Origin of the sequence: Variovorax soli NBRC 106424, from assembly GCF_001591385.1 — a bacterium.
In the GTDB taxonomy this organism is placed as follows: domain Bacteria; phylum Pseudomonadota; class Gammaproteobacteria; order Burkholderiales; family Burkholderiaceae_C; genus Variovorax; species Variovorax soli.
In genome coordinates this window covers 1-11,008 of record NZ_BCUU01000137.1, presented here as the reverse complement: position 1 = coordinate 11,008, position 11,008 = coordinate 1, and the positions used below count along the sequence as shown (strand labels likewise).

Genomic DNA, 11,008 nt, shown 5'->3' with positions numbered 1-11,008 from the left:
GCTCGGTGACGGCGCTGCGCGCCGCTGGCTTTGCGCACGAAGTGCTCGTGATACCCTGTCAAACTGATTCGCAGCACCCGGCATTGCACCGAGATCGGCCACACGCGTCGGTGGCGTTGGACAAAGGCGTACTTCACCGCTGCGCTTTCGCGAAGTACGCCGTGGCTTTTTCCAGGATGTCGCGCTCCATCTTCACGCGTGCCAGTTCGGAACGCAGCCGGCTGATTTCCATCTGTTCGGCGCTCACCGCCTTGCTGTCAGCACCGGCGAGCTTGCCCTGGCGCTGCGCCTTGACCCAATTGAACAATGTCTGCTCGACCACGCCCAACGTGCGCGCCGCCGCCGCGATGCTCTGGCCGCCCTCGACCAGCCGCACCGCCTCCTGCTTGAATTCCAGCGTGTAGCGCGCTCTTGTCGTCCTCGTCATTTCGACTCTCCTTACTTGTATTGAAACACTCAGCAAGGGATACGTTTTCCGGGGGCAAGGTCAGCGGGCCTGGTGGCGATTCAAGCGGGTACGCGATCTGAGGGTTTGCTTGGGGTGATACGGAGGCGATACGGCCGCTACCGCCATACGGGCGTGCTGGTGCGCCGCCGGCCCCCTAGGCTTGCGGGCTGTCGGTTTTAGCGCGCTGCGCTTTCTGGGCAGCGGTTGCCGAATGCCGCTCCCATTCCTCCAAAATCTCTCGCCTCTTCTTGGGCGAGGCCAGCATAAAACGATTGATGGAGCTGAAGAACTGGGTTTTTCCTGCTTCGGACAATGTGGCAAATTCGACAATCAGCGACCGTGCTTTTAGAACTTCGGTGCTTTTCATATTTCGCTCAAGTATCCATGGGGTCATTTTTAGGGGAAGATGGGCCCGGGCGTCAGGCCGATCCTTCAGCTATAGATTTCCTTAGGGTACGAATTTCGCCGGGTATAAAAATCAGACCGATCCCAAAATCCAGCACCCTAGGGATTGCCCGGGGATGACACCGAGGTACTGGCGTCATTCCCCTGCCTTGCGCTAAAGCTGGGCGCTCGACTAACTCGACGTTTTGGGCGGTTTCATATGAGCAGTCGCAACAGTTACCCGATCCGAAAGGCCGCTCGCACGGGCAGCACGGCTGCAGTGCCAATGCGCGGGCGCTTGCTTTGAGTAAAACTTCTTAGGGCGGGCGCCCACCCGTAACAGCGCCGTGACCGAGGTGACTATTTCGTCGCCCAGCGCGAGTCCAGCGTCGCGCTGGCAAGTACTCGAAGGCAAAGTTCTTCGTAGCTGATTCCCGCCGCCCGCGCAGACATGGGTACTAGGGAGTGACTGGTCATGCCTGGCGAAGTGTTCATTTCCAGTAGGAAAGGCTTTCGATCGCTCCCGCGAATGATCACATCCGCTCGGCCCCAGCCGCGGCATCCTAGCAAGTGATACGCCTCCAGAGTAATCCGCTGGATCTCCTCTTCTTCGGATTTTGGTAAACCGCTCGGGCAAAAATATTTAACCTCGTCGGTGAAGTATTTGTTTTGGTAGTCATACGCGCCATCCGGTGCCGCAATGCGCACTACCGGCAACGCGACGGCCTCGCTGCCGGTTCCCAGTACGGCGCATGTGACCTCATCGCCTTCTATGAATTCCTCGCACAAAACATCGGGGTCGTAGCGAACCGAGAGCGCAACTGCCTGGTCCATCTGCGAACAGCTAACTACCTTCGACAGACCAATAGAAGAGCCCTCACGCGGTGGCTTCACAATCAACGGTAACCCGAGTAAGTCCGGCACGACCTCTATTTCAGCGCGAGATTGATGATCGGCGGACAGGCGCACGAAGCGAGGTGTTGGCAGACCTTCGGCTTGCAAAATTCGCTTGGTCATGACTTTGTCCATGAGCAAACTCGACGCCATCACCCCCGAACCGGTGTAGGGGATGCCAAGCAATTCCAGCGCGCCTTGCACCGTGCCGTCTTCACCGTGGCGCCCGTGCAATACGATGAAACAGCAAGCAAAGCCGCCGCGGCTGAGATCGGTCAGCTCGCGCTCGGCCGGGTCAAAAGCCTCCGCATCCACGCCACAAGATCGAAGTGCTGCCAGCACGCCCGTACCAGACATGATGGAAATTTCGCGCTCGGCGGAACTCCCGCCGAACAAAACTGCTACTTTACCCAAGGACGGTGGGTCGGCTTTCATATGCCCTCCTATTTATAAATGATTGGGCCACTTCGCGGCCTTGTTGCAAGGATGCGGTGCTCGCCCGAGAACGCAATTTCTAGATAGATTGAAAATCCAGTTCCAGAACAGCACGATAGATTTCTTGCTTCGATGCTTCTCTCGCAAGAAGCGCTGCAACCTTCTTCGCATGCCCAGCCAACAAGTGATGCTGTGGCCCCGGGGCGCGCGCATATATATGGTGCGGATGGATCCCCAGCGCTCGCAAGCGACGCACATAGAACAATTGACTAAAAAAAGGAACCACCCGATCTTCGGGATCTGAAATTACGTAAATTTCAGGCGCTTGATGTCGATCTATGCGATCGATCTCGTCTATTGGGTCGTAATATCGACTGGCATCATATAGCAGCCGACCGGGAATATCGCGTCTATGCTCCCAGAATGTCGTCACTTGCTTTACCGAGAGCATGCCGGAAGAATAGATTGCAGCCGAAATATCGCTGCGCCTATTGAGAAGGCCCGCCGCAATTTGCGCGCCGGCTGAATGTCCCGTCAAAATAAAGGAGGTTATATGATGGCGATCTTTAAGTAGGTCTAGCGCTTGATTCAAAAGATTGATCTCGCGATGCGAGCGCCGTGCATTGTGATCACCTGACGACCCATAAATACCGGCGCGAGCCAAGAAGAGTGCAGGGCGCCCAGCTGCTGCAGACCAGTCTGCCATCTCTAGCTCAATCTTCCTTGGTGTGGTCGATGTATAGATGGGTGTGATATGCCTGACGCCCTTGGCGCTACGCAGCATGACGTCTCCGCCGATGTAAACCAAAGCCACGGCGTTATCTGACTCAGACAATCCATGCGAATAATATCGAACGCAGTCACCTTTCCCGTCCACCTCCACCCACAATCCGTTTGGCACATGAGCGCACTGTTCGGGCGAACTGAACGCGCCGTTCAAGGCTTCTCTCGCGTCGAAGCGCTCGTTTCCTTGGGGAACCTTGAGCCGTTGTGGGGTGGGGTTCTCAAATGGACCGAGGGTTGACTCTTGGCTTGAGGCGCCCGATGCACCGAAGACACCAATAGCAGCAAAGATCAAACGTGACGTTTGCCATCGGATAACGGACCAACAACGTCTAAAGAGTTTTTTTAATGACTTCATCGGAAATCACAGACTATTGCAACATACTATATTTCGCTTCAAGTGAAAGATTACTGAGATTGTCCGTTGCCTTCCTTTATCCAGGCGACTATACGATGGATGCCGGTGCTATTCGAACCTTTGAAAAGGACGACGTCGCCGTCAGCCAGTCCTCTTTGCAATGCAATCTTCAATTCTTCCAAAGAAGATGCGTGATGTCCGCGTCGCTCAGCAGGTAGACGTTGCCAAAATTCAGTGTATAGACTACCAACTGCGTAGATAGCGTCTATCCCGCAATCCGCGACCACTCTTTCCAATTGCGTATGAAACTCTTCTGCGTTCGGCCCTAGTTCCCTCATTTCGCCCAGAACCGCTATTCTTCGGCTGTCCGTGCGGATATCTCTCAGGTGCTCGAGTGCCGCCTTCATTGAGCCTGGATTTGCGTTATACGCGTGGTCGCATACAGTGATCCGGCGCCCGTTAAAGGTAAGTTCTAGCGCCTCGCCGCGACCCGGAAGCGCGGCAAAATGAGATAGCTTTTCAATTGCGGGCTCCAGTGTGTAGCCGAGCGCAGCAACAGCCGCAAGAACCGCCAAGCTATTCAATGCGGCATGCATTCCGGTCGCTGCAAGCTTGTAACTGATTTCTTTGCCATGAATCCTTGCTCTTACTTCTCCATCGGCAGCGACGTACTCGATCAATTGAAGATCGCTCTCGGGGGTGGTTCCGTAGTGAACAACTTTCAGACCACGCTCAATCGCCGCTGAGTGAACGGTTTCCCACTCGAGCATATCTCTATTGAGAATCGCTACGCTTCCCGGTGTCATGCCTTGGAATATCAAGCTTTTGGTGCGCGCGATATCTGTTATAGTGCTGTGGGACCCCAAATGAGCAGACTGAACGTTCGTAAAGATGGCAATGTTTGGCTGTACTATTTGGGCGCTGATCTTCATTTTGCCCACCGCGACTTCCATTACGACGTGCCTGGTCGCCCAGTTGACAGAGGCGATATTCCAGCTCACTCCGTGCGGAAGGTTGGCGTTATGAGAGCTTTTGGCGGTGTCGCCGTAAGCCGTTAGTGCATCGGCGACCATGGCAACGGTCGTGGTCTTGCCTGCACTTCCGGTAACTGCCATGACCTTGCCTTTCATCTGCGCACGGGCGTATCTCCCCATGGCCAGGATCGCTTCTCCGCTATCGGGCACATGTAGTACGGGTAGGTCACCGAATTCTCCCTGCGGACCAGGAAAATCGGTGATCACCGCCGCAGGAGGAGGAAGCATCTTTTGTATGTGTGGAATCCGAATTCCTGCCTTTCCCTTTTCCGTTTGTGCGATGACCATATTCCCATCCGCCATTGCTGGTGCGTAGATGCAAAGTCCGGTCGCCGTCCAATTTTCTGGAGGCGTCTTAAGCCAAACGCCTTCAGTCGCCTCCACAATGCTGGAGGGCGTCCAATGTGTTATGTCACTGTTCGCATTTTCGGTTTTGTGCAGATAGTTTAAGTATGCGACAAGACCGGAAAGATAGTGTTCGACATCGTCGATCCGAATGCGGAAAGCATGGTGCCTAATAAAAAAGCTGCCTACAATTTTTGCTGGCTCGGCAAAGTACATTGCCAATTCGGGCCAAAAATACCCATTTAGCAAATAGTTGGCTCTCGTATGCAGCGCGCGCATGAATTTTTGCAAATCCAATTCGACAAGCAGTTGCCGCAGCTCGGGGTCTTGCTGAAGCCGGGAGACCATTTGCTCCGCTGCCATCATCAGCTCCAGAAGCGTCGGGAAAGTGGTGATGCGCCGCGTGACGAAGTCCAGATAGTCGGCAAAGTTTTTTATGCCGAAACGATAGTATTTCTCAAGAGGGCGATAGCGCGTTAGCTCATTAACACAGTAGCTAAGCCAATGATCATGTGCGCGCCAGTGCTCTGCATCGATGAAGTGGTTGAATGCTTTTTCCACGGCCTCCAACCATCTCGGATCGCCAGTTAACCCATACAACCGCATTAGGCCAAAGGCGGCTTCGCCATCGTAGTAAATGATCCTAAAGGCTTGTTTTAGTGACAAGGAAGGGAAATTCAAGACATGGACAAATTTGCCGGTGGCGGGGTCCTGCATGAATAAGATGCCAAGCGCAATCTTTTCGAGCAGGCCAAGATACTTGCTGGAACCGGTTAGTTGGCTGTATTTAACAAGAGCCAACAGGCAAACCCCACTGCCTCCCAGCTTGAGTTCGTCCTTTTCATCCAGTAGAAACGCCGCGCTGCCGCCCGAGGGAAGCTCAACAGTTTTAATCAGCGTATCGACAAGGTAGGCGATACCTCTGTCGATAGCAGCCTTAAGCTGTTCATCTCGCGTTACCTCCCACGTCTCAAGCATTGCGTAGATCGAGCTTGCATGCCTAAGGCTGTTGTAGGCATTAATGGATCGTCCGAAGCAAGGGTGTTGTCCGTAGTGGAAGCGACCATTCGGCTGTACTTGGGTGGCTAGGTAGCGCCCGCCGGTGTCCACGAGTCGCTCGACATGCTTAGGCTCCAAGCGCTCGATCGCTCGACGTCCCGCATTGAGCCCACTTCCATTCAGAAGATGCGCTCCAGGCTCTGCACGGCTGGCAAACACACCGGCGGATGAGAATACGTGCACCGCAAGGTCATCGGCGAAATCGACGTCGGCGAGCTTGTGTCGCAGGTGGGCATAGCGCTTGAAGTTTTTCGAGTTGATAGCGGCGTGCGGAGTCGTCTCGTAGAGCATCGCGTTTCCGTTCAGCTCAGCTTCGAGGAATGCATACTTGAACTCCCCGTCAAGCGACAATCCGTGTCGAAAGTAATTGCGCTTGGTTTCTCGAAGACGTTGCCGCAAGTCAGCCCATGTCGTGGCTTCGACGCTGTCGACCCAGTCCACACGAAGCCACTCGACGTTCATGCCACTCGCTGCTACCAACTCATTCGCGAGCTGAACACCTTTGTCCCAGGCCTCATCTACGGTAGCCCCAGTTGAACTGACAACTTCAGCTCGGTAAGCGCCGTCGCTCAAAGAAAAGAATAGAACAAAGGAGGGCCAGCTCGCGGACAATGCATGAGCTTTTCGCGCAACCGCCGGCTGCGCCTCGGCAAGCAGAGCGGCAAGAGCTTCGGTAAGCATTTTCGTGGGCATAGATGTTGAGTGGTGAGTGGGGCGGAGACCCCAAGAGGGCTCCTAACCCTAGCATTCGAGATGCAGTCTATTTTGACGAGCAACCCCGAACAATAGGTCCCGTCTGGATAGCCTGTTGTCCAAATAGGACGCGTCCTAGCCGTTCCTTGCCCGAGGCCACGCTGCAGCCTGCGCGGCCAGGAGGTGGACCATGCGTGACGTGACGGTTCAACTCCAGGCGCTGTGCCTGCACGGCATGGCCGGAGCGTGGTGCGATCTCCAGGAGCAAGGGCGGGCCTCGGGTCTGGACGCCTCGCGATGGTTGGCCAAACACTGCTGCAGGCCGAGACCTAGACCGGGCCATGCGCTCGGTGCAGTACCAGATGACGTCGGCGTGACCTGCCCGGTGTAGTCGAGACAGTTATTCCTGGAAGACGGCGGGTTGCAGGTCTTGGCGGGGTTGCTGTTTGAACTCCGCCGGGGTCGAGTATTGCGGGCTGCTGTGCGGACGCACCTCGTTGTAGTGATTGCGCCAGGCTTCGATCAGGACGGCGGCCTCGCGACGCGAGCGGAACCACTCGGTGGACAGGCACTCGTCGCGGAACTTGCCGTTGAAGCTCTCGTCGGTGCCGTTCTGCCAGGGCTTGTCGGGATCGTTGAGCACAGTGGCGATGCCCGAGCCCGAGATCCACTCCAGGATGGCCTGGCTGACGAACTCTGGCTCGTTGTCCGAGCGCATGAACAGCGGCGCGCCATGCAGGCTCAACAGAGTGCAATTGAAAGAATCGCTTGGCAATGTCCAGTCCGATGATGGCGAGCACGATGGTCTCCTTGCAGTTGAACCTCCATCGTCGTCAAATAGACCAGGGAGGCGTCCATGCCATCCTCTGTGAATCGACTCTTCTTCATGGGCTCCTCTTGGGGCGGGAGCCATCTTCCTAGAAATCAATGTCTCGAAGAAACCGGGCAGGTCAGGCGCGCATCTCTGTGCATCGGGATCTCGCGGGCTTCGACTTCGATGCCTCACCAGTGCACCAGAAGCTGATCCAGCAGCTCGCGACAATGGAGCTCACCGAGGCCGCGCACAGCGCCGTGCTGGTGCGCGGGCCGAGCACGCGCAAGACCCATCTGGCCGCCGCCCTGAGCGGCTCGGGCATCACGCGAATTGCCAAGCGCGTGCGCTTCTATTCGACGGTGGATCTGGTCGATGCGCTGGAGCAGGAGAAGGCCCAGGGGTAAGGCCGGGGCGCATCGCCAGCAGCTTGCTGCGCATCGACCTGGTGATCCTGGCCCATGTGTTCGTGGCGCCGGCACTCTCACGCCTCCAACTCGCCGGTCAGTTCTTTTGGGTCGGGTCTGGCGCCGGGGCACCTACGAGGCCCATTTCATGCGCATAGCGAAAGAGGTCCACATCGCGCTCAATGCCGAACTTACGCATCGCGCTCATCTTCTGTGCGCTGACAGTTTGCTTGCTGCGGTGCAACTGTGCCGCGATCTCGTTGATCGACTGGCCTGCGATAAACAGGCGCACGACCTCCGCTTCCCGCATCGTGAGTTGACGCATACCCTGATGAGGTTCCTGTTTGATCTGAAACTCACCAGTCGCTCGGGTGGATGGGGAGAAGTAGGTAGAGCCCGCGAAGACGGCATGAATCGCCGAAATAAGGTGACCGAGGTCATCTGCCTTGCTCAACACCGACTTAATGCCCAACCTTGACATCTCCCGAACCATGGCTGGGTTGTCGAGCATCGAAAATACGATGATTTTGAGATCGGGAAAGCGGCGTCGAAGAAAAGAAAGCAGAGCCATGCCGTCCCCGAACTCTCCACCAGGCATCGAGTAGTCAGTCACCAAGAGGTCGCAGGACAGCTTTCCTAAGAGCTGCACAAGTTCGGTGGAACTACCTGCGGATCCCACGACATTCAGGGTAGGGATGCCTGACAGCTCATGCTTAATACCCGCCAGTAGTGCCGGATGATCATCAGCGAGAATGATGTCAATTTTCATAGGGTCTTAGCGCCGGTTCGGCGAAGGCGGACGATACGACCAAGCTGAATGTCTATCAATGCTTCGCCCCCAACTAACGATGCGGCACCTATTGTTGCCTGGATTTGAGTCGGCTCCAACCGAAACCTACAAGTGGAGCCCGGCTCGACACGGTCGGGCAACGGGCTGCGGCGCCGAGGTGACGCATCCGCGTGCTGAGAGGATGCGAATGTTAGCGACTGAACCGTGATCAACAAATTCCCAAAGCGAGACACTCCGACGAGCCCGATAAGCCGAAAAGCGACCTGCTCAAAAGTGAGCACCGCTGAGGAAATCGTTGCCCCGCAAAGGCGTTGAGCGACGCAACAGGCGAACGCCGCATGGTCAGCCACCGGGCGCGACCTGCCATTGAAGCGACTACGCGCCTTGCAGGGCGAACTTACCGCGGCGAGCCACCGCGGCGGCGACCAAGAGCACCCATGCCTCAACCAGGGCTAAGACTGGCATCGAATGGAATCGGCGCCGGTGACTAGCCACAGCCGGAAGAAGCGCCGCTGCAGGCCTCTGGATTCCGCACTCCCACGCGACAGTGTTCGCCACGAGCCACCGAGCATGTCTGTCATCCGACCGCAGGCATTGGCAGAGGTCAACACCCAAGCCAGCTATTCAGATTGGTCCGATTGCCGAGAGGTCGTACACGTGGCCCAATCTGCAGATCAGTCAGCATGGACCGGATCACCTACCGCCACCTACGAGTCGCGTCTCCGTGGACTGCAAATTGATGCTGGCGTCAGTTGCTCGTTGTCCGCGTTGTCGAGACCAGCCGAGTGAAGCGACCATTCATCCCATAGAAAGCACTTGTGAACTTTGAAGAACGGATCGATATCAAGGCTCCAACGGAAGTCGTGTTTGCGTTGTACTCCGATGTCGATCGGTGGGCGTCTTGGGATCCCGACGTGAAGTCCTCGTCGATACACGGAGCATTTGCTACCGGTTCGATTGGCCGGTTGAAGCCAACCAAAGGTCCTGAGGCAAAGATCGTTTTTTCTGAGGTGATCCCTCTGAAGTCATTCACGGTGCAAAGCAAGCTTCCCTTGTGCATGATGCAGTTCGAGCACGAGCTGGCGACTACGGCCATGGGCACAACAGCACTGCACCGAGTGAGCTTCTCAGGCTTCCTCGCCCCAATCTTTGGTCGACTCATCGGCAAGCAGATCCGAAAGGGATTGCCAAAGACGATGGCTGGTCTCAAGCGTGCCGCGGAGAGCTGTTGACCTGGGCTGCTGCCGGTTTCGTTGACACCGACTTAAGCTTTTTGAGCTTGTTCGAACTGTACGGGACTGACGTAGCCAAGCGTCGAATGCCAGCGCATGGGGTTGTAGAACCGCTCGATGTAGTCGAATACGTCGGCGCGAGCTTGCTCCCTGCTGCGGTACACCCGCCTGGCGATGCGCTCAGTCTTCATTGAACTGAAGAAGCTCTCCATCGCCGAATTGTCCCAGACCTCGCCGGCTCTGCTCATGCTGCAGGTGATGCCTTGAGCGCCCAACTTCTCGTCATCAAGGCTGCGCCGGCTCCTGGGGCGCGCCAGCCAAGCGTAGAAGCCGCCTCGCGAGACACCGAGCGCCTCGCACATCAGATTGACCGGCCATGCCCCTCGGTGTTTCGTCACGAAGCCGAACTTCACATCGACTCCTTCGCGAAGTAGGCCGTCGTGCGTTCAACCGGTCAAGGCAACATGATGATGAACATGTTGTTTAGAGGGTCGGTATGCAGAGGAGCAAGCGCGGGTTGACCGCGCAGCAGAGACAGGACTTGTGGGCCAGGTGGAAGGAAGGGCAAACGCTCACCGAGATCGGCAATGCCTTGGGCAAGGTTGCCGGTTCGATTCATTGATTTCTTTCTCATGAAGGTGGCATTTCTCCGAGGCAGCGCCAGCGAGCAGCTCATCACCTGACCATCAGCGAACGCGAGGAGATCTCCCGAGGGCTGATCGCAGGAACATCGCTCAGGCAATTGGCATTGACGCTCATGGTCGAGCGGGATGACGCTGATGACGCGTACCAGACTGCTGCTGGCCAGAGCATGCGTCGCACGACCGGAGTTCGCGGTCCGTGACTCGCCTACGTGGCCAACGCAAAAGCTGTGGGGAACGGCTAAAACCAGCCGGTCAGTGCCGACCCACAATTCGGCCAGGAAACCTTCCAAGAGAACTCGAGGGCAGAGTCCTCAAAGGGCCGCATGCGATGGAGGAAGTGCGCTTTTCAAATGACGGCCACACTCGATGGGCAGGCATGGGCGACTTGGCGCTCGGTACCCGTGGCGTACTGGGGTACAGATCGCCTTGCTGGAGGCCATTGGCCGTGACTGCGTCGGCGCGGTGCAGTTGCTTCTGGAAGGAACGACGCCTGACGGGTGGGCCGCGTGGCATGCGAACTGCTGACTGCCCGGCGTCAACTATCCTGAGCCGCTCAAGACAATTGTCGCCAGCCAGCCGACCGACGAACAGGTCTCGGCCAAGGCGTTGTCATAGCTGTCGCCCTTGCTGCCCACTGACGGCTCGATGCCCGCTTCTGCCAGCCGCTCGGTGTAGCGAATGCTGACGTACT

7 protein-coding genes and 4 pseudogenes are annotated in these 11,008 nt (G+C 56.8%); 2 read left to right on the top strand and 9 right to left on the bottom strand.

Translation table 11 applies throughout. From position 1 onward, the window contains the following. The 6 genes and pseudogenes from VSO01S_RS24385 to VSO01S_RS24365 form a co-directional block, all read right to left on the bottom strand. Positions 1-427, bottom strand: a pseudogene (locus VSO01S_RS24385) (transposase); the annotation flags it as partial. A 175-nt stretch (positions 428-602) separates the two neighbouring features. Next, on the bottom strand, positions 603-815 hold the full coding sequence (locus VSO01S_RS27380) for a hypothetical protein (RefSeq protein ID WP_153305411.1): 213 nt from the start codon (positions 813-815) through the stop codon (positions 603-605). Positions 816-1,192: 377 nt separating this feature from the next. Further along, on the bottom strand, positions 1,193-2,161 hold the full coding sequence (locus VSO01S_RS24380; RefSeq protein ID WP_068645374.1) for a D-alanine--D-alanine ligase: 969 nt from the start codon (positions 2,159-2,161) through the stop codon (positions 1,193-1,195). Between the two features lie 79 nt (positions 2,162-2,240). Beyond that, on the bottom strand, positions 2,241-3,101 hold the full coding sequence (locus tag VSO01S_RS26905; RefSeq protein WP_245684316.1) for an alpha/beta hydrolase family protein: 861 nt from the start codon (positions 3,099-3,101) through the stop codon (positions 2,241-2,243). Positions 3,102-3,352: 251 nt separating this feature from the next. Continuing rightward, positions 3,353-6,421, bottom strand: coding sequence for a UDP-N-acetylmuramoyl-tripeptide--D-alanyl-D-alanine ligase (locus VSO01S_RS26900; RefSeq protein ID WP_245684315.1), 3,069 nt, complete (start codon positions 6,419-6,421; stop codon positions 3,353-3,355). A gap of 412 nt (positions 6,422-6,833) precedes the next feature. Further along, positions 6,834-7,181 (bottom strand): annotated as a pseudogene (locus tag VSO01S_RS24365) (integrase core domain-containing protein); the annotation flags it as partial. 206 nt (positions 7,182-7,387) lie between these two features. Between VSO01S_RS24365 and VSO01S_RS24360 the strand changes: the two are divergent. Continuing rightward, positions 7,388-7,722, top strand: a pseudogene (locus VSO01S_RS24360) (ATP-binding protein); the annotation flags it as partial. Between the two features lie 26 nt (positions 7,723-7,748). On the opposite strand, the gene VSO01S_RS24355 reads toward VSO01S_RS24360, so the two are convergent. Continuing rightward, a complete protein-coding gene (locus VSO01S_RS24355; RefSeq protein WP_068645370.1) occupies positions 7,749-8,420 on the bottom strand; it encodes a response regulator in 672 nt (223 codons plus the stop codon). A gap of 839 nt (positions 8,421-9,259) precedes the next feature. On the opposite strand from VSO01S_RS24355, the gene VSO01S_RS24350 reads away from it, so the two are divergent. Then, entirely contained in the window at positions 9,260-9,673 is a 414-nt protein-coding gene (locus tag VSO01S_RS24350) for an SRPBCC family protein (RefSeq protein WP_068645369.1), read from the top strand. Positions 9,674-9,705: 32 nt separating this feature from the next. On the opposite strand, the pseudogene VSO01S_RS27375 reads toward VSO01S_RS24350, so the two are convergent. Beyond that, positions 9,706-9,936 (bottom strand): annotated as a pseudogene (locus VSO01S_RS27375) (IS3 family transposase); the annotation flags it as partial. A 191-nt stretch (positions 9,937-10,127) separates the two neighbouring features. Continuing rightward, entirely contained in the window at positions 10,128-10,607 is a 480-nt protein-coding gene (locus tag VSO01S_RS28305) for a hypothetical protein (protein WP_245684314.1), read from the bottom strand. Positions 10,608-11,008: the final 401 nt, after the last annotated feature.

Bases quoted from the DNA above. Each gene is read 5' to 3' on its own strand.
- VSO01S_RS27380 (WP_153305411.1), bottom strand. From the start codon at position 815: ATGAAAAGCACCGAAGTTCTAAAAGCACGGTCGCTGATTGTCGAATTT.
- VSO01S_RS24380 (WP_068645374.1), bottom strand. From the start codon at position 2,161: ATGAAAGCCGACCCACCGTCCTTGGGTAAAGTAGCAGTTTTGTTCGGC.
- VSO01S_RS26900 (WP_245684315.1), bottom strand. From the start codon at position 6,421: ATGCTTACCGAAGCTCTTGCCGCTCTGCTTGCCGAGGCGCAGCCGGCG.
- VSO01S_RS24355 (WP_068645370.1), bottom strand. From the start codon at position 8,420: ATGAAAATTGACATCATTCTCGCTGATGATCATCCGGCACTACTGGCG.